Source organism: Rhodoferax sp. (assembly GCF_028689295.1).
In the GTDB taxonomy this organism is placed as follows: Bacteria; Pseudomonadota; Gammaproteobacteria; order Burkholderiales; family Burkholderiaceae_C; genus Rhodoferax.
The window spans coordinates 82,851-101,771 of record NZ_JAQTWL010000006.1 but is presented as its reverse complement, the minus strand read 5'-3'; the positions used below and the strand labels follow the sequence as shown (position 1 = coordinate 101,771).

At 60.0% G+C, this 18,921-nt stretch carries 18 protein-coding genes and 3 pseudogenes; 17 read left to right on the top strand and 4 right to left on the bottom strand.

Going from position 1 to position 18,921, the window contains the following annotated elements:
- The first annotated feature begins 504 nt into the window (after positions 1-504).
- From PHF15_RS07420 to PHF15_RS07405, 4 genes are read left to right on the top strand one after another with little or no spacing between them, the layout of a single operon-like run.
- Positions 505-2,136, top strand: a complete 1,632-nt coding sequence (locus PHF15_RS07420) for a hypothetical protein (RefSeq protein ID WP_300120069.1) — start codon at positions 505-507, stop codon at positions 2,134-2,136.
- Positions 2,137-2,177: 41 nt separating this feature from the next.
- The gene (locus PHF15_RS07415; protein WP_300120068.1) at positions 2,178-2,408 is read left to right on the top strand and encodes a hypothetical protein; all 231 of its coding nucleotides are present in this window, start codon (positions 2,178-2,180) and stop codon (positions 2,406-2,408) included.
- Positions 2,409-2,466: 58 nt separating this feature from the next.
- A complete protein-coding gene (locus PHF15_RS07410) occupies positions 2,467-3,024 on the top strand; it encodes a TMEM165/GDT1 family protein (protein WP_300120067.1) in 558 nt (185 codons plus the stop codon).
- A 20-nt stretch (positions 3,025-3,044) separates the two neighbouring features.
- Positions 3,045-3,938 (top strand): DUF2846 domain-containing protein, encoded by an 894-nt coding sequence (locus PHF15_RS07405; protein WP_300120066.1) that lies wholly within the window; start codon positions 3,045-3,047, stop codon positions 3,936-3,938.
- Between the two features lie 19 nt (positions 3,939-3,957).
- On the opposite strand, the gene PHF15_RS07400 is transcribed toward PHF15_RS07405, so the two are convergent.
- Positions 3,958-4,581, bottom strand: a complete 624-nt coding sequence (locus PHF15_RS07400; RefSeq protein ID WP_300120065.1) for a TetR/AcrR family transcriptional regulator — start codon at positions 4,579-4,581, stop codon at positions 3,958-3,960.
- 122 nt (positions 4,582-4,703) lie between these two features.
- Between PHF15_RS07400 and PHF15_RS07395 the strand changes: the two are divergent.
- The 7 genes and pseudogenes from PHF15_RS07395 to PHF15_RS07365 all read left to right on the top strand — a co-directional run.
- Positions 4,704-5,770, top strand: a pseudogene (locus PHF15_RS07395) (FAD-dependent oxidoreductase); the annotation flags it as partial.
- Positions 5,746-6,255, top strand: coding sequence for a DUF3833 domain-containing protein (locus PHF15_RS07390; protein WP_300120064.1), 510 nt, complete (start codon positions 5,746-5,748; stop codon positions 6,253-6,255). The pseudogene PHF15_RS07395 and the gene PHF15_RS07390, both read left to right, overlap by 25 nt.
- A 12-nt stretch (positions 6,256-6,267) precedes the next feature.
- A complete protein-coding gene (locus PHF15_RS07385) occupies positions 6,268-7,047 on the top strand; it encodes an SDR family NAD(P)-dependent oxidoreductase (RefSeq protein ID WP_300120063.1) in 780 nt (259 codons plus the stop codon).
- Positions 7,048-7,055: 8 nt separating this feature from the next.
- Positions 7,056-7,484, top strand: a complete 429-nt coding sequence (locus tag PHF15_RS07380) for a nuclear transport factor 2 family protein (RefSeq protein ID WP_300120062.1) — start codon at positions 7,056-7,058, stop codon at positions 7,482-7,484.
- Positions 7,485-7,697: 213 nt separating this feature from the next.
- Positions 7,698-8,063: a hypothetical protein gene (locus PHF15_RS07375; RefSeq protein WP_300120061.1), complete on the top strand. Its 366-nt coding sequence runs from the start codon at positions 7,698-7,700 to the stop codon at positions 8,061-8,063.
- A gap of 110 nt (positions 8,064-8,173) precedes the next feature.
- Positions 8,174-9,556, top strand: coding sequence for a glutamine synthetase family protein (locus PHF15_RS07370; protein ID WP_300120060.1), 1,383 nt, complete (start codon positions 8,174-8,176; stop codon positions 9,554-9,556).
- 86 nt (positions 9,557-9,642) lie between these two features.
- Positions 9,643-10,080, top strand: coding sequence for a hypothetical protein (locus PHF15_RS07365; protein WP_300120059.1), 438 nt, complete (start codon positions 9,643-9,645; stop codon positions 10,078-10,080).
- A 5-nt stretch (positions 10,081-10,085) separates the two neighbouring features.
- Here PHF15_RS07365 and PHF15_RS07360 read toward each other — a convergent pair.
- Positions 10,086-10,916, bottom strand: a pseudogene (locus PHF15_RS07360) (alpha/beta fold hydrolase).
- Between the two features lie 221 nt (positions 10,917-11,137).
- Between PHF15_RS07360 and PHF15_RS07355 the strand changes: the two are divergent.
- From PHF15_RS07355 to PHF15_RS07330, 6 genes and pseudogenes are all read left to right on the top strand, one after another.
- Positions 11,138-11,620 (top strand): rubrerythrin family protein, encoded by a 483-nt coding sequence (locus PHF15_RS07355; RefSeq protein ID WP_300120058.1) that lies wholly within the window; start codon positions 11,138-11,140, stop codon positions 11,618-11,620.
- Between the two features lie 47 nt (positions 11,621-11,667).
- The gene (locus tag PHF15_RS07350) at positions 11,668-11,832 is read left to right on the top strand and encodes a rubredoxin (protein WP_300120057.1); all 165 of its coding nucleotides are present in this window, start codon (positions 11,668-11,670) and stop codon (positions 11,830-11,832) included.
- A gap of 57 nt (positions 11,833-11,889) precedes the next feature.
- Positions 11,890-13,059 (top strand): FAD-dependent oxidoreductase, encoded by a 1,170-nt coding sequence (locus PHF15_RS07345; protein ID WP_300120056.1) that lies wholly within the window; start codon positions 11,890-11,892, stop codon positions 13,057-13,059.
- Positions 13,060-13,215: 156 nt separating this feature from the next.
- The gene (locus PHF15_RS07340; RefSeq protein ID WP_300120055.1) at positions 13,216-15,525 is read left to right on the top strand and encodes an NADP-dependent malic enzyme; all 2,310 of its coding nucleotides are present in this window, start codon (positions 13,216-13,218) and stop codon (positions 15,523-15,525) included.
- A gap of 164 nt (positions 15,526-15,689) precedes the next feature.
- The gene (locus PHF15_RS07335) at positions 15,690-16,082 is read left to right on the top strand and encodes a ribonuclease domain-containing protein (protein ID WP_300120148.1); all 393 of its coding nucleotides are present in this window, start codon (positions 15,690-15,692) and stop codon (positions 16,080-16,082) included.
- A 43-nt stretch (positions 16,083-16,125) separates the two neighbouring features.
- Positions 16,126-16,566: pseudogene (locus tag PHF15_RS07330) on the top strand (barstar family protein); the annotation flags it as partial.
- Between the two features lie 170 nt (positions 16,567-16,736).
- Here the strand turns inward: PHF15_RS07330 and rsmA are convergent.
- Together rsmA and PHF15_RS07320 are read right to left on the bottom strand one after the other, a co-directional pair.
- The gene (gene rsmA, locus PHF15_RS07325; RefSeq protein ID WP_300120054.1) at positions 16,737-17,558 is read right to left on the bottom strand and encodes a 16S rRNA (adenine(1518)-N(6)/adenine(1519)-N(6))-dimethyltransferase RsmA; all 822 of its coding nucleotides are present in this window, start codon (positions 17,556-17,558) and stop codon (positions 16,737-16,739) included.
- Between the two features lie 10 nt (positions 17,559-17,568).
- The gene (locus tag PHF15_RS07320; protein ID WP_300120053.1) at positions 17,569-18,921 is read right to left on the bottom strand and encodes a peptidylprolyl isomerase; all 1,353 of its coding nucleotides are present in this window, start codon (positions 18,919-18,921) and stop codon (positions 17,569-17,571) included.

The window sequence follows — 18,921 nt, the reverse complement described above, 5'->3', positions numbered from 1 at the left end:
AAAGTGTCTGCACAAGTTCTTGCAGTTTGTGATTTTGAGATTTTCCTGAACGCTTTACAAAAGAAGAGCCTGGTGGGAGGTTTTGATTCTGGTCAATTTGTTGCGAAAAAAATTGAACTGAAAGTAACTTGTAACTGCGAATTCTCATGCCGGGTGAATTCGATTTTTCTTAAATTGGAGCCGCGTCCGTAAATCCTTTTGCCCTGCTAGGCGCGCGGGCCGTTTACCGTCAATAAGGGGGAACAAATGTGCACCAGTTCAAAAATGAGAGCTGACTCGGCAAGGTCTCATTTACCCGCTCCAGTCTTTTTCAAGACTGGCCTCCAAGATAGACAGATCAAATTACGGCGAACCCGCGCTGCAGTTGCGTTTTGCGCCGCGATTGCCGGAATTGGCTGGGTCGCCACAGCAAGCGCAGAGGGTGGCAGTTCGACCACTACAACGGTACCTGCGCCGACATTGGGATGGACGACAGTCGTCAACAACAGCTTTGTGGCGCCAGACATGATCAATCCGGATTCAGAAAAACTGTTCAACAGTTACAGCCCTGCGTCCGTCAACGACGCGGCTTTGGTCGTGTTTCGGGGACGTACTCAAGGCGGTTCCGAGAGCAGCCCCGAACTCTGCCTTGAGGTCTGCATTGAGGGTGTCGAGCAAGTCGGCGGCGGTGGGCGAGTCTCTGGAGTCTTCTCTCGTGACATGAAGACAAAAGCGCAAGTTCAAGCCATTGCCACGCAGGGCTCGCTCGTATCCTACCCGAACAATCTCGGCGCGACGTTCAACGAGTTCCCATCGTTCGTGCGCATTGACAGTGGCTCGAGTCTGGTCGCCACCCGTGGTCAGTCGCAGCCAGTCTGGGAGTACACCGATCCCATCACTGGCTTGGATACCAGGGCTGGAACGTCAGGCATCTATGCCAGGTACGGCCGTGCGCTCTTCACCGGCGCGAGCCTGCTCGGCGCCGTGCCCTGGTTTTCACACTACCAGATCCCGCAACCCGCGGTGGGTAGCAATGGTCTGCGTTTTGACCAGTTCCCCGGTGCGCCAGCTGCGTTTAGCGGCAAGTACATTGCCTTCAAGGGCAATTTCACGGAAGGAACTGATGGCAAAACTGGAGTGTTCTACCGAGACATTGCAGGCGCTGGTGGGGCGGCATCGACTGCTGTGCCGTACACCGTTGGTGGGACGGCACCCGCTGTGCCCATTGCGTGGCGTGGCATGTCGATGCCCAGAAATCAGTACGTTCCCGTGGGTACGCTGTTCGGTTCGACCGCGCCACCGAGTGCTGCCAAGGGGCAAGTCGTGTTTACCGGGCTGGACAATGAAGACGCGCCGACTGCCGGAGGCATTTATCGCGCCAAGGTCGTTTTGTCTGGATTGCCTGCCCTGACAACCTTGGTCAGTATTGGAGAAGCTGTGCCGACTGTCACCAATCCCAGCGGGAATACGCTGAATCTTTTGGGAGAAGGCCTGACTTTTGATGGCCGGTATGTCTCGTTCTGGGGCGCTTGGGGCACCGAGAAACGCGCGATTACGCTGACCTGTCCGGCTGACGGAAACGTCGCGGTTCGCAACGCCTGCGCTCTTCAATCGCCATTGAAGCCTGACCTGCCTGTCGATGCTGACCCCAATGATCCTAACAATCACACAGGGGTCACGACCCGCGAGGTGCCAGTTCATCAAGGCATCCTCCAGAAGGACACCCTGACGGGCCAACTGAGACTGGTCGCACAGACGGGTGATACATACGAAGACTTTCTTTTCTGGAATTTCTCTGGCAACGCTGGTCAGGGAGGCCAAACAGAATCTGAGGAAGAGGAAGGTGCGCGCTGGCGTTCCGCTGCATTCGTTGCTGCGGATGGGGTTAAGGTGGTCTTTAAGGCTGCCGAGCCTGCTGCCGACACAGAACCGAACATTTTTGGTTTGTACCTCGATATGGGCAAAGGGCTTGGTTCCCGTCCGCTGTTGACTTCGGCCATGTTTGGGGATGTCTTGGACCCAATGGGGGTGCAAATGCCAATTGTTGCGCTGTCAATCGAACGTGACTCCTTCCGCAATGGTTGGTTGGCGGTCAGTGCCAGTATGGCGAACGCAGAGAGCGGATGGGCAGGCATCTATCTGTCCAAAGTCTTGTAGTAGCCGATCGGCGAGGCGCTCAAGGTAATGGTGGTTGGGCCATGGCTATTGCAGTGTCACGGTTGGCTGCCGGGTTAAGTTCTGGTGCATTGGCGCAGGACCGAATCCGTGATCAGGACCGCTTGTGCGACCCGATTTATGGCAGCCAGCTGATGACGCAGCAAGAGCGCAATGACTACCTGGCCACCCAGAGACGGATCCCGGACCAGGTGTCGGGATTGGCGCCGGTCCGGGCCCATGTGCTGGCAATAAAAATAGTTGACTGCGTTTAGCAGAAAGATTCACCCGTTCAGCCAGCGTCTGGATGGGTGCGGAGGCTACCATCGGCGAATGGAAGCTTTTTTAATTTCAACCGGTATCGTTGCCCTGGCCGAAATGGGCGACAAAACCCAGCTCTTGGCACTGGTGCTGGCGTTGCGCTTTCGCCAGCCTTGGCCGATTGTGTTGGGCATTTTCGTCGCTACCGTGGCCAACCACGCGCTCGCTGGTGCCGTGGGAGCCTGGGTCACCACCGTGCTCGGACCCGAGGTGCTGCGCTGGGTGTTGGGCGCTTCTTTTATCGCGATGGCGGTGTGGATGCTGATTCCCGACAAGATGGACGACGAAGAAACTGGCGAGCCGCCGCGACTGGGTGTCTTTGGCACCACTGTGGTGGCTTTTTTTCTGGCCGAAATGGGCGACAAAACCCAGGTTGCCACCATCATGCTGGCAGCGCAATACACCAGCACGGTGATGGTGGTGGCGGGCACCACGCTGGGCATGATGCTGGCCAACGCGCCGGTGGTCTGGCTCGGCGAGCGCATGACGCGGCTGGTGCCGCTGCGCGTGGTGCACCTCGTGTCGGCCGCCATTTTTATGGGCCTAGGCTTGTGGGCCTTGTTCATGTAGCATCACGTTTGGATGGGTTCATGAAGCCTTATATCGCAGCGCTCTTTGCAGGTTTGACCTTGGTTGGATGTGCGTCCGTGCCGATGGCTGATGCACGGCGTGAAGCCGCAATCAAGACGTTCACTATCGCGCCAGAGCAGGCGGGTATCTTCATTTACCTGAGCGAGTTCATCGGTACTGCCGTCAAACTGGATGTCTGGCTGGACGGGGCTCACTTGGGCCAGACGGTTTCGAAGACCTTCCTTTACAAGGCTGTCGCTCCGGGGAAGCACACGATTACCTCGATTGGCGAGAACACTGAGACGCTTGAAGTTGAGATCATTCCTGGCTCGTTTGCTTATGTGAGACAGGAAGCCAAGATGGGAACCTTCCGCGCGCGCACCAAACTGCATCTCATGGATGAGGCGGAAGGTAGACAAGGCGTGCTGACCACGCGACTCGCACAGAATTTTCCGCTGACGCAAGAGCTGGAAGTTCGCGTGGTTGCAGAAGATCCTGACTGGCGCGGTCCGTTAACTTGTGAAGCTGCCAATTCGTTTGGGAAATGGCCATTCACGGCGCCTGGAACGGTCACCGTGGAGCCATCGGCCTCACCGTTAACGATCACCTGTCAGACTCTCGATGGCGCTGCCGTGGCTGCAATGGGCGCAGCGCCGGTCCAGCAGCCGACACCGCATGACAGTGCACGCCAGGGCGCAGCCACAGGTGCCAAGGTTGGCTCTGGCGTTGGTGTTGCTTTGGGAGTAGCGGCAGCGCCAGTCATGGGGCCGGCATTCGCGGTCTTGCTCGCCTTGGGAAGTGCCTTCAGGGGCGCCGAGATTGGCGGTGTGGTAGGCGCCGTGACATCAGGCGACAGGGTGGCCTACCCAAACCCGATCGAGGTTCATGTCCAGCGCATTGCGCTGACAGACTGAGCACCGGACAACAGTTGCTTCACACGGCCCGCGCATTCAAGCCATCAAAACAGGTGCTCATCACCAGGCTGATGATCTCCTCGTCGCTGTGCAACTCGCTCATTTTCAGGAATTCCAGCACCGGGTCGCAGGCGCGCGCATAGAGCGTGTAGAGCACGGCAATGGCGGGCAGTCCGGGGTTGAGGCTGCCCTGGGCTTGCGCCGCCTCAATCCAGCCGCCGAGCCGGTCGCTGACCTCGAATAGCCCGTCCATGTAATCCTTGTTCCCGATCAGGGCCGCGCGCAAGCTCGAATTCTGGCTCGGCAGCGATGGCATTTCGCCAGCCAGCTTCAGGCCCATGGTCCAGGCCACCACGGCGCGCAAATTGTCCATCGGTGCGGCCTCTGGCGGCAGGCTGTCAAGGTACGCCTGCGCCCGGCGCATGACACTGACCATGGCGGCGGCGGCCAGGTCTTCCTTGCTGGTGAAATGTTTGTACAGGCTGGCCTTGGCAATGCCGACGTCGGCGGCCACCTCATCGACCGTCATGGCTTCAAAGCCCTTGCTGGCGAGCAAATGGTTGACCGATTTGATGATGGCCTCTTCGCGCGCCTGCAGCATTTGCGCCTTGAAAGAGACCCTGGGGCCAATGCGATTAACCATATGAGAATTGTTGCCTTTGGGGTGGAAAAAATGGATAACCAAACCACCATAATACTATCAAGTTAAATTATGACCAATCAGTATTTAAATAGCATGCCAAGTTTAAAGGATTCAATGTGCCTCTGAAAATTGCCATCGAGGGTTCGGGAATTTCCGGTTTGGCTGCCGCGCACGCCTTGTCGGGCCATGCCGAAGTCACCTTGTTCGAGGCGGGCGCCTACTTCGGCGGCCATACCCACACGGTGGATGTGACGCTGCCCACGGCGCGGGGCCTGGTCACGCACGGGGTGGATACCGGCTTTCTGGTGCTCAATGAGCGCACCTACCCCATTTGCTCAAGCTGTTTGCCGAGTTGGGCGTGGTCACCGCCAAATCCGATATGTCGTTCTCGGTGCAGGCCTTTGACTAGGTGCATGAGCGCGCGCTGGAGTGGCGCGGCTGTAGCCTCAACACCGTGTTTGCCCAGCGCAGCAATCTGCTCAATGGCCGCTTTTGGGGCATGTTGCGCGACCTGCTGCGCTTCAACGCGCTGACCACCCGGATTGCGCTGGATGGCACCGAGGCCGAGCTGGCGCAGCCGCTGGGCGAATTCTTGCAACAGCACCGTTTTGGCAGCGCCTTTTGCGACTAGTATTTTTTGCCGATGATGGCCTGCATCTGGAGCTGCCCGACCGCGCAGATGCTGCAGTTTCCGGTGGCCAACATGGTGTGTTTTTGTCACAACCACGGTTTGCTGCAGATCACCAGTCGGCCACAATGGTGGACCGTGCAGGGCGGCGCCCGGCAGTACGTCGAAAAGATCACCGCGCGTATTGCTGACAAGCGTCTGAACGCGCCGGTGGGCTGCATTGAATCGGTCAGCGTCACGCCCACCCAAGCGGCCGGTGTGCGCATCAGCACCGATGCGGGCCAAGAGCGCATTGACAAGGTCATCATCGCCAGCCACGCCAACCAGGCGCTGGCCACGCCGAACCGGCTCGAGCGCAGCACGCTGGGCGCCATCCGCACCCAGCCTAACCGGGCCGTGCTGCATACCGATGTGTCGGTGCTGCCCACGCGCCGCGCCGCCTGGGCGGCCTGGAATTACGCGCGCGCACCCGCCACGGTCAAGGAGAACGCCCGGGTTTGCCTGCATTACCTGATCAACCGCCTGCAGCCGCTGCCGTGGCAGCAGCCGGTGATGGTGTCGCGAGCGGCTGCAGCACACCCAAAGTGACCGCTTGCGCCGAAGAGCGACCCGTACTGGAGCTGCGCGACTACTTCAACGGCACGCTCGATGCCTATGGCATTTTTACCGACCGCTCCGGCCAGGTGGTGAAGCGCTTCACCGTGGTCATGCAGTGCAGTTGGCAAGGCGATCAGGGCGTGCTCGATGAAGCCTTCAGCTATTCGGACGGCACTCAGCAGCGCCGTGTCTGGCGATTGCAGCGCCATGGAGATGGCCGCTACACCGGTCAGGCCGACGATGTGGTGGGTACGGCCGAGGGTCAGCAAAGCGGCAACGCTTTCCACTGGACTTACACCCTGGCGCTGCCGGTGGACGGCCGCGTCATCGAGGTGCAGTTCGACGACTGGATGTATCTGATGACCGACAAGGTCATGCTCAACAAGGCGGCGATGCGCAAATGGGGTGTCGGCCTGGGCGAAGTCACGCTGTCGTTTGTCAAACGATAGGCACGGCACGCCATGGCACTTAATCCGCGCATGACGGACTGGGTCGGTCAACGGGTCTGGCTGGTGGGTGCCTCCAGCGGCATCGGGCGCGCCACGGCCCACGCCTTGCATGCGCAGGGCGCGCAAGTGATTGTGTCGGCCCGCGACGGTGCGGCGTTGGACGACTTTGTCACTCAGCACCCCGGCGCACAGGCTGCTGTGCTTGACGTGACCGATGCGCCCGCCGTCAACAGCGTGGCACAGGCGCTGTTTGCCCAGAGCGCGCTCGACACCGTGGTGTATTGCGCCGGTCACTACCGCGCCATGACGGCAGACCGGCCGGACCTGCCCGGCTTGCTGCGCCACAACCAGGTGAATTACTTGGGTGCCCTGCATGTGCTCGACGCCGTGCTGCCTAAGCTGCTGGCGCAACCGGAAGGTCGGCGCGGCCACATCAGCCTGATGGCCAGCGTGGCCGGTTACCGGGGACTGCTCAATAGTCTGGCCTACGGACCGACCAAGGCCGCACTGATCAACCTGGCAGAGACACTCTACCTGGACCTCCACGGCCAGGGCGTGGGTGTGTCGCTGATCAACCCCGGCTTTGTCGAGACACCTCTGACAGCGCAAAACGACTTCAAAATGCCCGCCCTCATCAGCCCGGCACAGGCGGCCGAGGCTATTTTGCAAGGCTGGGCATGCGGCCAGTTCGAGATCCATTTCCCCAGGCGGTTTACCTTCTGGATGAAAGTGCTGCGCTGCCTGCCCTGCACCGCCTATTTCGCCCTGACCCGGCGCCTGAAATCGAGTTGATTGCTGCCATGAAAAACGCTGTTGACGCCATCGTGCAGGCCTTCGAGACGCTTGACCCCAAACACATCGACACGCTTGAGAACCGCTACGCCCCCAACGCCCGCTTCAAGGACCCGTTCAACGACGTGCGCGGCTGGCCCGCCATTGCCGCGATTTTTCGCCACATGGACGCGAGCTTGGTGCAGCCGTGCTTTGTCATCACTGGGCGCATCGTCGATGGCCAGCAATGTTTTCTGACTTGGGAATTCCACTTTGCGTTCAAGCGTTTTGCAGCAGGACAGCAGCAATGCATTCTGGGCGGCTCGCATCTGGTGCTGGACGAAGCTGGCCGCATCACCCTGCACCGCGACTATTGGGACGCCGCCGAGGAGTTGTACGAAAAATTGCCGCTGGTGGGCGGCCTGATGCGTTGGCTAAAGCGGCGCGCCAACCGCTGAAGGCCCGTCAGCTGTGTGAAAAACGCTGAAAACCTGTTACCAAAAGAGCGTCAAGCGCAAGCACTTGTAACCAATGTCACGCCAAGGGCATGGTCGTTACGTTTGACTTCTTTTTGTCAAAAAACTGCGATATCTTCGAGCCACATCGATGCAAAGCGGGTTTTGTTTATCAGACCCATTTGGTTTTTACCCCACTTTTTTTGGAGTCTTCTCATGAACAAATCTTTCTCCCTGATCGCCCTGGTTTCCGTGTTGGCCGCTGGTAACGCGCTTGCCAAAAATGCCGCCAGCGAGGCGTCTGCGCAAAGCCGTGTGATCCAGGTGGCAGCGCAAAATCCGGTGGCCCCCACCATGACGCATGAAGTTGCCACGCTGATCAAGTTCAGCCACCAGGCCCAGGCGCAGTACCGTCGCAGCGGCAGCGCGCAGGACCTGGCCCGTGTCAAGGCCATGCAAATCGAGCTCGCCAGCCGGGGTTTCGGCCGCGCCACACAGCCTGCTCCCGCCATGAGCTCTGACACGCAAATGGCAGCCAACGTGCACCGTAACAGCCAGTTCGTTGCCAGCGCCGCAGAGTAATTTCTGCTTCCAGTCAACGCCCGGGCGGTTCAAGCCGCTTGAGGCTTTGGCCTTTCCTGTTCCGTCTGCTGGCTTAAACTGGGTGCATCTTCATTTTGCACCGAGGCCTCATGCGCCAGCCAGCCACTTCGCTCCCGTCCGATTCAGCCGCGCCATCACGTCCCGGTGATGAAATCCGCGCCCTTTTCAGCGCACACGATGTGCGCGATGTGGAGTGCATTTTTCCCGACATTTCAGGTTACCCGCGCGGCAAACTCATGCCGGCCGGGAGCTTTTTGACCGGCGGCGAATTGCGCATTTGCCAGGCCATCCCCATGCAGGCGGTGACCGGTGATTATTCTTACAACCCGGTGTTCCCCGACGCCGACCCTGATGTGCGCTTGCTACCGGACTACCAGACGGTGTCGCTCGCGCCTTGGGCCAGCGTGCCGCGCGCGGTCGCCATCCATGACTGCCTGGAACTGGACGGTGAACTCTGCCAGTTTGCGCCGCGCAGTACCCTGAAAACCGTGCTTGTCCAGTACGCCGCCCTGGGGCTGCAACCGGTGGTGGCACCCGAGATCGAGTTTTACCTGACGGCGGCCAATACCGACCCGGCGCAGCCGTTGTTGGCGCCTGCCGTGCGCGGTGGTCGCGCCGAGGTCGGGCAAAGCGCTTTCAGCCTCAACATGCTCAACGAGCTGGCGCCGTTCTGGAACGAGTTTCGCGACGCCTGTCGCGTGCTGGGTATAACCACCGACACCTGGATTCATGAAGTGGGGGCCACGCAGTACGAGGTCAACCTGCTGCACGGCGATGCCGTGGCGGTGGCGGATCAGGCCTTTTTGTTCAAGTACGCAGCGCGTGAAATCGCCCTGAAACACGGGCTTAATGCCGTCTTCATGGCCAAGCCCATCGCGGGCAGCTCCGGCAGCTCCATGCACCTGCACATCAGCGTGGTCGATGCGCAGGGCGACAACGTGTTCAGTTTGCCTGATGGCAGCGAGAGCCCGCGCCTGCACCATTTCATCGCGGGGTTGCAAAACAACTTGCCTGATCTGATGCTGATGCTGGCGCCGAACGTGAATTCCTACCGGCGCTACGTTTCCGGCAGCCAGGCCCCGACCAATCTGCAATGGGGTTATGACAACCGCACCACGGGTCTTCGTATCCCGGCCAGCGGCCCGTCCGCACGGCGGGTGGAAAACCGCGTGGCCGGCGCCGATGCCAACCCTTACCTGGCCATCGCCGCGTCTTTGGCCGCCGGACTCCAGGGCCTGCAACAGCCGCTGGAACCGTCCAAGCCGCTGGCAGGCAGTGGCTACGAGCAGGCCCACAGCCTGCCGCGCTCCATGGAAGCCGCCTTGAAAAAGATGCAGCACAGCCCGGCAGCGCGCTCGCTTTTCGGGGAAAACTTTGTCACCGGCTATTGCGCCGTGAAGGCGCTCGAACTGGCCAGTTACCAAAGCGAAATCAGCCCTTGGGAGCGGCGCTTTTTGCTGCCTCAGGTATAGGTTGCGCCGGTACCCGGGCCAGGCGGGCGGCCCAGGCCTTACCTCTGCTTACATGTGGTCGGGCACCCGCGCCGTAGAATGAGCGCATGAACAAATCGAACTACTTTTTGAGCGCTGTGCTGGCTGTGTCAGCACTCCAGACGGCCGCCTTCGCCGCGGATATCGGCGTGTCGGTCAACATCTCCCAGCCCGGTTTTTATGGCCGCATCGACGTCGGCCGTGTGCCCGGTCCGGTGCTGATTTTCCCCCAACCCGTCATCATTGATCAACGATCTGTCAACGTGGTTCGCCAGCCCATCTACCTGCGCGTGCCGCCGGGCCATGAAAGGCATTGGAACAAATATTGCAGCCGCTACCAGGCCTGTGGCCAGCCCGTTTATTTTGTCCAGGACGGTTGGTACCGGGATGTCTATGAACCGCGCTACTACGGCGACGCAGGACGCCGGGAGGATCGCCGCGATGACCGTCGTGACAACGGCCAGCGCGGACGCGACAAATACAAAAAAGGCCACGGCAAAGATTGAGCCGTTCAGGCCGCGTCGCCGAGCGACAGCGCGCCGGTGCGTTTGAATTGCTCGCAGGCGGCCACCAGCGCTTTGGCAATGCCAGGCTCGAAAGCGGCGTGGCCGGCATCTTCGATCATCTGAAAATTCGCCTGCGGCCAGGCCCGATGCAAGCGCCAGGCTGACAGCGCCGGGCATACCGCGTCGTAGCGCCCCTGGATGATGACGCCAGGCAGGTGCGCGATGCGCCCCACGTTGTGAATCAGCTGGTCTTCCGTCAGGAAGGAATCGTGCAGAAAATAGTGCGACTCCAGTCGACCCACGACCAGGGCCACCGCATCCGAGCCGAACTGGTCGGCCACCTCCGGGTGCGGCAGCAGATGCAGGCTCGCTGCCGGGTCGTCGCCGAACAGGCGCCGACCGAAGGCCTGCAACAAATCGCCACGGTCAGCCTGTGGAATGTCCGCCACAAACCGGGCGTGTTCCTCGGGCAAGAACCACTTGACGCCGTTCAAAAACCAGTCGATCTCGGGCTTGGTGCAGAGGAATATGTCGCGCAAAATGAAACCGCTGCAGCGCTCCGGATGCGCCTGGCCATAGGCCAGCGCCGAGCCCCATGAGCCGCCAAACACCAGCCATCGTTCAATGCCCATGAGGACCCGCGAGCGTTCGATGTCGTCAATCAGCAGCGACGTGGTGTTTTACCGGACTTCACCCAGCGGCGTGGACTGGCCCGCGCCGCGCTGGTCAAACAGCACCGGAACGCCCAGTGGATTGCCGCATTCTTCCCAGTACAGGGTGTGCAGATCGTCCACCGCCAAGCGGCCGCTGCGGTAGGGTTCAATCGGCGGAAACAGGGGGGTCGCTGTGCGCGTTCATGATGCCTGGCTGATGATGGAGAAGGCGTCATTGTCAGAGACATTGACGCCACATGGGCGGGTCATCCCGTCGCGTCGATAGTAACTATCAATCAATTAGGTAATTCCAATTGGCCAAAACAATAGATTTGCACTAACATTCCTCGTGTGCTGATCGAAACGTTCTATCGGCAAATTGTTTTATACCTCAGGAGTTCACCATGACTGCAAGCATCCGCCCCGAAATCAAGACCATGGCCAACCTGGAATCTGCCTTTGCCGGCGAATCCATGGCTCACATCAAGTATCGTTACTTTGCCAAGCTGGCGCGCGAAATGGGCGACGAAGACACCGCGCGCACCTTTGAAGAAACCGCCGACCAGGAAGTGATGCATGCCTTTGGCCACCTTGACTTACTTTATCCCAAAGCCAGCATGACACCGGCCAAGGCGCTGCAGATTGCCATTGACGGCGAGACTTACGAGTACACCGACATGTATCCCGGCTTCCGCGCCATCGCCGAAGCCGAGGGCCATGCGGCGGCCATCGCTGAAATGGACGAGCAAATCGAAGAAAGCAAGGTGCACGCGGCCCAGTTCAAGGTCACGCTCGAAAAAGCGCAAAAGCGCTTTGCCGCGCTGGCCAAAGTGGAAGAGCGCCACGCCAATCACTACAAAGCCCAATTGGCCAAAGTGACCGCTTGAGCCTGCACCGACCCTCCACCCACCTTAACTCAAACTGGAACAACTCCATGAAATCTTATCTTTGCATCGTTTGCGGCTTCATCTACGACGAGGCCGCTGGCCGCCCCGAAGACGGCATCGCCCCCGGCACCCAATGGGCTGACGTGCCCGAAAGCTGGGCCTGCCCGGACTGTGGTGTCGCCAAGGCCGACTTCGAAATAGTTGAAGTCTGAGACCTTGCGGGACAGACCTTTAGCTCTGTCCTCAACACTTTAAGCTAAAAATACACCATGACCCATCCCATCATCATCATCGGCGCCGGTCTGGCCGGCTGGACAACCGCTCGCGAGCTGCGCAAACTGGACAAGAGCACGCCAGTGCTGTTGATCACGGGCGACAGCGGCGACTTTTATGCCAAGCCCTCGCTGTCCAACGCCTTCGCCCAAAGGCGCGATCCGTCACAGCTGGTCACTACCCCGGCAGCGCGCATGGCCGAAACCCAGGCCATCACGCTGCAAGTCAACACCAAAGTGACGGGCATCGACACGGTCACGCAAACAGTGCGCACCAGCCAGGGCGACTTCAACTACGCCCAACTGGTGCTGGCCACGGGCGCCCAGCCCATCCGCATCCCTCTGGCCGGTGATGCCGCCGCCGAAGTGCTGTCAGTCAACTCTTTACGGGATTTCTCCACCTTTCACGCCCGGCTGATCAGCAACAGCAGTGCTGACATCAGGCGCGGCATAAGAGATCACGTCGTGATCATGGGTGCCGGGCTGATCGGTTGTGAGTTTGCCAATGACCTGATCAGCTCGGGTTTTGCCGTGACGGTGGTCGATCCCTCAAGCAACCCGATTGCGGCACTGCTGCCGGCAGGCCTGGGCGAGCAACTGCGCGAGGCACTGGCCAACCTGGGCGTGTCCTGGCAATTTGGCACCACGGTGCAAAGTGTCGATCACCAGCGCGAGGGCGGCAGCGCCTTGACTGTGAAATTGGCCAACGGCGCTATGCTGCAGGCCGACGTGGTGCTCAGCGCCATCGGGCTGCGTGCCGACCTGAGCCTGGCGCAAGCCGCCGGACTGCAGTGCGAGCGCGGCATCGTGGTCGATGAGCGCTTGCAGACCAGCGCAGCCAAGGTCTATGCGCTGGGTGACGCCGTCCAGTACGCAAGCGGCCGCACGCTGCCCTATGTGATGCCCATCATGCACGCGGCCAAGGCGCTGGCCGCCACCCTGGCCGGACAACCGACCCCGGTGCAGTTTCCGCTAATGCCAGTGGCCATCAAGACAACGGCCATGCCGCTGGTGGTGGCGCCGGCGGCACCCGGCACGGCGGGGCAATGGACGCAAAGCGAACCCGGTGTCTGGCTGTTTGCCGATGCGGACCAGGCGGTGAAAGGTTTCGCCCTGAGCGGCGCGCAAACCAGCCGCCGTGCCGAGTTGGCCAAACGGGTGCTTTGAACGCGGCTGGCGCCGTGGCGTAAAAGTAAAAACTGCTGCGCCTGCAAGCAGACGAATGCGGTCAGCAAATGCAGCCATATCAAGGCATACAATTTCTGTCCGATTCAAACGCAAGAGCCGGACCCTTCGGTCTGGTTCCAATAAGCAGGAGACTTCATGTCCGAACCCACGTCCAACGCCGAAGAAAAACGCGCCGAATTGCGCCGCGCAGCCCTTGAATACCACCAGTTTCCAACCCCTGGAAAGACCTCAATTGCGCCTACCAAACAGTTGATCAACCAGCATGACCTGGGGCTGGCTTACACCCCGGGCGTGGCCATTCCGTGCGAAGAAATTGTCAAGGATCCCAACAACGCCTACAAATACACCAGCCGTGGCAACTTGGTGGGCGTGGTGACCAACGGCACGGCGGTGCTGGGCCTTGGCGACATCGGCCCGCTGGCTGGCAAGCCGGTGATGGAAGGCAAGGCGGTGTTGTTCAAGAAATTCGCCGGCATCGATGTGTTCGACATCGAAATCGACGAAAAGATGGACCTCGACAAACTGGTGGACATCATTGCGTCGCTGGAGCCGACCTTTGGCGGCATCAACCTCGAAGACATCAAGGCGCCCGACTGCTTTTATGTGGAGCGCAAACTGCGCGAGCGCATGAAGATTCCGGTGTTTCATGATGACCAGCACGGCACTGCCATCACCGTGGGCGCGGGTATCCTGAACGGCCTCAAAGTCGCTGGCAAGGACCCCAAAGACGTCAAGCTCGTGACCTCGGGTGCCGGTGCAGCGGCGCTGGCCTGCGTCGGCTTGCTGGTCAAGCTGGGCATCCGGCGTGAAAACGTCTGGGTGACCGACCTGGCCGGTGTGGTGTACGAGGGCCGGGTCGAATTGATGGATCCCGACAAAAGCATTTACGCGCAAAAAACCGATGCCCGCAAGCTGGGCGAAGTGATCGACAACGCCGATGTGTTTTTGGGCTTGTCGGCCGGAGGCGTGCTCAAGGCAGACATGGTCAAGCGCATGGCACCCAACCCGATCATTTTTGCGCTGGCCAACCCCACACCCGAGATCACGCCTGAAGAAGTCAAGGCGGTGCGCGACGATGCCATCATTGGCACAGGACGCTCGGATTACCCGAACCAGATCAACAACATCCTGTGCTTCCCGTACATCTTTCGCGGTGCGCTCGACGCCGGTGCCTCGACCATCACGGTCGAGATGGAAATGGCGGCGGTGCGCGCCATTGCCGAGCTGGCCCAGGCTGAGCAAAGCGAGGTGGTGGCCGCGGCATATGCTGGCGAGCCGCTGGCTTTTGGCCGTGAGTATCTGATTCCGAAACCGTTCGATCCTCGACTGATGATCAAGGTGGCGCCAGCCGTCGCCCAAGCGGCTTTTGACAGCGGCGTGGCCCAGCGCCCGATTACCGACATGGACGCCTACCGCGAAAAGCTGCAAAGCTTTGTCTATGCCTCCGGTACGGTGATGAAGCCGATTTTTACCGCTGCCAAAAAGGCGCTCAAGAAACGCGTGGCCTTTGCCGAGGGCGAAGAAGAGCGCGTGTTGCGCGCGGCGCAAATCGTGGTCGATGAAGGGCTGGCTATGCCCACCCTGATCGGTCGCCCCAAGGTGATTGCCGAGCGCATCGAGAAATTCGGCCTGCGCCTGAAGGAAGGCGTGGATTACGAGGTGGTGAATGTCGAGCATGACGACCGTTACCGCGATTTCTGGCAAACCTACCACCGGATGACCGAACGCAAAGGCATCACGGTGCAAGTGGCCAAGATTGAAATGCGCCGACGTTTGACATTGATTGGCAGCATGCTTTTGCACAAGGGCTATGTCGATGGCCTGATCTGTGGCACCTGGGGCACCACCTCGATTCACCTGCAGTACCTGGATCAGGTGGTGGGTCGCCGCGCTGGCGTCAACACTTATGCCTGCATGAATGGACTGATGCTGCCCGGGCGCCAGGTTTTTTTGGTCGATACCCACGTCAACTACGACCCCACCGCCGAACAACTGGCCGAGATCACCATCTTGGCAGCCGAAGAAATGGTGCGCTTCGGCATTCCACCCAAAACCGCGCTGTTGTCGCATTCGAGTTTTGGCAGCAGCAACCATCCCAGCGCCGTCAAAATGCGCGACACGTTGGCGCTGTTGCACGTGCAGGCACCCTGGCTCGAAGTGGACGGCGAAATGCATGGCGATGTGGCGCTCGATGGTGCCGCTCGGTCCCAACTGATGCCCAATAGCACGCTGGTCGGCGACGCCAATTTGCTGGTGTTGCCCAACATCGATGCTGCCAATATTGCCTACAACCTGCTCAAAACGGCGGCGGGCGGCAATATTGCGGTCGGTCCGGTGCTGCTCGGTGCGGCCAAACCGGTGCACATCCTGACCGCCAGCACCACGGTGCGGCGCATTGTCAATATGACCGCCTTGACGGTGGCCGACGCCAACGCGACCCGCTAAGGGCCTCAAGCCAAAAGGGGTTGAGCCAGCTTGGCTTAACCCTTTTTTCTTATGCTCGAATTGCCCATGAATTGGGCAATGGCTTGCATTTTTTTGCCAAATCACCGACACTAGCGCCCTTGAATGTTCGGGTTTACCCGAATTTTTTATTGGAAATTGAAGCAATGTCGTGGTTGAACCGTTTTAAGTTGGTATTGACTGGCTTGACGCTGACGGCGGCGCTGTTCGCTGGCTGGGTTCAGTCCAAGGCGCCCCCGCCAACAACTTATCAAAGCACGATCAGTCTTGCCGAGTTGCCGGGACCCGGCGCAGAAATTTACACACGTATCCACCAGGGTGGCCCGTTTGCCAGCGACAAGGATGGCGCTGTTTTTGGTAACCGGGAGCGTTTGCTGCCCCTTGAAAAACGTGGTTTTTATCGCGAATACACCGTGCCAACGCCGGGCCTGAGTCATCGCGGTGTCAAGCGGATTGTGTGTGGCGGTCAAGCCCAAACGCCAGAAGTTTGTTATTACACCGCCGACCACTACGCCAGTTTTCGTCGGATTGCGCCCTGAATTTGGAATTGTTAGTTTTTATATTGTGAAAAGAGAATCAAAGATGTTACTCAGTCAAACCATTGCCGAACCCCAACTCAAAAACGTTGCCGAGACGATTTTGAAGGGAGTGCGCCCCAACATCGTCCAGTCGATCCGGGCTTTTCGGGTGCAGGACCTGCAGGAAGCCGCGCAATCCATGGGCCACCACTTTTTGTACGCCAACATCGCCAACGCCCAAAGCAAGCAGGACGTGCTCGACATGATCGGTCAGCAGTTCATGCTGACGGTTGCAGTGGGTAAAAACTTTGATTCGCTCTACGACAGCATGACCGACCCGGTGCACAAGTCCGGCCCACAGCCAGGCTTTATCGTGGTGCTGGAGCACATCCCCGCGCATGCCAAATTTGACAAGGAAGCGCGCGAACAACTACTCGACATTTTCCGCGACACCGCTGACTACTGGGGCGACCGAAAAATCCCGTTCCGCTGTTTCTATTCCTTTTCAGTGGCCCGTGCCGCGTACAGCGGCAAGGGCGACCACGCACAATTCTCCGGTAACCCACCGACTGCCGGCATTGAATTGCTCACCGAAAACGGCGAAAGAATGCCGACCGACAAGCTGCTCGACATCTCGCCGCAAGCGCTGCGCATGAGCAGCCCGTTCAACGCGGGCTACTGGACCACCGCCTGATCTGATGCCTGCGGGCTGGCTGGCGTGAGCGCCAGTGCCAGTGCCAGTGCCAGCCGCAGGTATTCATCCACCGGCACCTCTTCGGCGCGCCGCTGCACATCGAATTCGCCTGCAAAGCTGTGCGCCTGCAACCAGGCGCCGAGTGTGTGGCGCAGTAGTTTGCGCCGCTGGCTGAAGGCCACCTGCACCAATTCGCTCAAGGCCTGCTCATCGAGCGCCATGGCGTCCCGGCGCGGCAACATTCGCACTACGGCGCTGTCCACGCGCGGCGGCGGATCAAAACTTTCTGGCGGCACCGCGAGCACGTTTTCCATGGCGTAGCGCCACTGCAGCATCACGCTCAGTCGGCCATAGGCCGCGGTTGACGGCTTTGCCACCATGCGGTCGATCACTTCTTTTTGCAGCATGAAGTGCTGGTCTTCGATCAGCTCGACGAACGGCAGCAAGTGAAACAGGATCGGCGTGGAGATGTTGTAGGGCAGGTTGCCGACCACTCGCAGCCGGGTGGCTGCCATGGACTGGGCCAATTTGGCAAAGTCCACCTTCAGCACATCGGATTCGATGACCTGCAGTTTGGCGTGGCTGCGCAGGCGCTGCGCCAGATCGCGGTCGAGCTCGATCACCGTCAAGTGCCCGAGGCGCTCCACCAGCGGCTGGGTCAGCGCGGCCAAGCCGGGGCCAATTTCCACCATGGCCTGACCCGGCTGCGGGTCAATGGCATCCACAATGGCCTCGATGATGCTGCCATCGGCCAGGAAATGCTGGCCAAAACGCTTGCGCGGGATGTGCTTGCCGTGTTTCAAGAGGCTGCCATCAAAGTGGCGACTGGCGCAGCTCGACGTAGGCGCGGCCGCGCTGCTCCTGAGTCCAGTTGAGCAGGGATTCAGCCAGTTTTTTCTCGCGCAACATCGCGCGCACGGCTTCGCGCCGCTCGGCTTGACTCAGGCTGACCTGGCGCCGCTCCACCAACTGAATCAGGTGCATGCCAAAGCGCGACAGCAGCGGCTCGCTGACTTCACCCTGGGCCAGTCGGTTCATCACGTCTTCGAACTCCGGCACAAACATCCCCGGGTTGGCCCAGCCCAAATCGCCACCTTGGGCGGCGCTGCCGTCTTGGGAAAATTCACGCGCCAGCGCGGCAAAGTCGGCCTGCCCTGCTTGCAGCCGCTTTTTGAAGTCGAGCAAACGCGCGCGCGCCTGGGCTTCGCTTTGTTGCGCCGAGGGCAGCAGCAGGATATGGCGCGCGTGCGTCTGCGTCACCGCCACGGCGGGCAAGCCGGCATTGGATTTTTCCACCACCTTCAAGATATGAAAACCGGCCGGCGAGTGCACCACGTCAGAGACTGCGCCCTGAGTCAGCTCGCGCGTTGCCTCGACAAACAGGTCCGGGTAGCGGTCGGCACTGCGCAAACCCAGTTGACCGCCATTGGCCTGCGCGGAAGGGTCCGATAGTTCTTGAACCAAAAGGGCAAAATTTTCGCCAGCACGTGCCCGCTCCAGCGCCTTGCGCGCCTTCGACTGCAAACCCCGCACCTGTTCGGCTGTGGCGTTTTCAGGCACCGCGATCAAGATATGTGCCAGATTGATGTCCATCTTGCTCAAATCCTGCGCACTTTGCTGCGCTTGCATATAGGCATCAATGTCCAGCTCCGAAACCTGCGCCCGGGGTGCCAGTTCCCGGTCGCGCAAGCGCTGCAGCATGATTTGATCGCGTAAATGGGCCCGGAACTGGTTCACGCTCAAGCCATCGGCCTCCACCCGGCGGTGCAACGTGGCCAGATCGAGCTGGTTCTGCGCCGCAATCGATTGCTCAGATTGGTCAACGGCCGACTCTTCCACCCGAATACCGCTGTCCCGTGCCAATTGGAGCTGTATTTTTTGGCTGATCAGGCGCTCCAGCACGTCGGCTGCCAGGCGCAGACGATCAGGCTTCGGTCGTTGCTGCGCGGCCATTTGTAACTCTATGCGCCGGACTTCGCGCTGCACTTCGGAATTGGTGACTGGTTCCGAGTTGACCACGGCCACAATAAAGTCGGCAGTGGCCGGCTCGTTGGTGGCGGCGGCTGCGCTGGCATTGGGGCTCAGGTGCAAGCCCTGGGCTTGCACCTGCAAGCCTGCCAAACAGGCCACAACGGCTAGAGTCAAAAATTTAAAGCGAACAGTCAT

Coding starts and splice junctions, on each gene's coding strand:
- PHF15_RS07420 (WP_300120069.1), top strand. CDS start 505: ATGATCAATCCGGATTCAGAAAAACTGTTCAACAGTTACAGCCCTGCG.
- PHF15_RS07415 (WP_300120068.1), top strand. CDS start 2,178: ATGGCTATTGCAGTGTCACGGTTGGCTGCCGGGTTAAGTTCTGGTGCA.
- PHF15_RS07410 (WP_300120067.1), top strand. CDS start 2,467: ATGGAAGCTTTTTTAATTTCAACCGGTATCGTTGCCCTGGCCGAAATG.
- PHF15_RS07405 (WP_300120066.1), top strand. CDS start 3,045: ATGAAGCCTTATATCGCAGCGCTCTTTGCAGGTTTGACCTTGGTTGGA.
- PHF15_RS07400 (WP_300120065.1), bottom strand. CDS start 4,581: ATGGTTAATCGCATTGGCCCCAGGGTCTCTTTCAAGGCGCAAATGCTG.
- PHF15_RS07385 (WP_300120063.1), top strand. CDS start 6,268: ATGGCACTTAATCCGCGCATGACGGACTGGGTCGGTCAACGGGTCTGG.
- PHF15_RS07380 (WP_300120062.1), top strand. CDS start 7,056: ATGAAAAACGCTGTTGACGCCATCGTGCAGGCCTTCGAGACGCTTGAC.
- PHF15_RS07375 (WP_300120061.1), top strand. CDS start 7,698: ATGAACAAATCTTTCTCCCTGATCGCCCTGGTTTCCGTGTTGGCCGCT.
- PHF15_RS07370 (WP_300120060.1), top strand. CDS start 8,174: ATGCGCCAGCCAGCCACTTCGCTCCCGTCCGATTCAGCCGCGCCATCA.
- PHF15_RS07365 (WP_300120059.1), top strand. CDS start 9,643: ATGAACAAATCGAACTACTTTTTGAGCGCTGTGCTGGCTGTGTCAGCA.
- PHF15_RS07355 (WP_300120058.1), top strand. CDS start 11,138: ATGACTGCAAGCATCCGCCCCGAAATCAAGACCATGGCCAACCTGGAA.
- PHF15_RS07350 (WP_300120057.1), top strand. CDS start 11,668: ATGAAATCTTATCTTTGCATCGTTTGCGGCTTCATCTACGACGAGGCC.
- PHF15_RS07345 (WP_300120056.1), top strand. CDS start 11,890: ATGACCCATCCCATCATCATCATCGGCGCCGGTCTGGCCGGCTGGACA.
- PHF15_RS07340 (WP_300120055.1), top strand. CDS start 13,216: ATGTCCGAACCCACGTCCAACGCCGAAGAAAAACGCGCCGAATTGCGC.
- PHF15_RS07335 (WP_300120148.1), top strand. CDS start 15,690: ATGTCGTGGTTGAACCGTTTTAAGTTGGTATTGACTGGCTTGACGCTG.
- PHF15_RS07320 (WP_300120053.1), bottom strand. CDS start 18,921: ATGACTGTTCGCTTTAAATTTTTGACTCTAGCCGTTGTGGCCTGTTTG.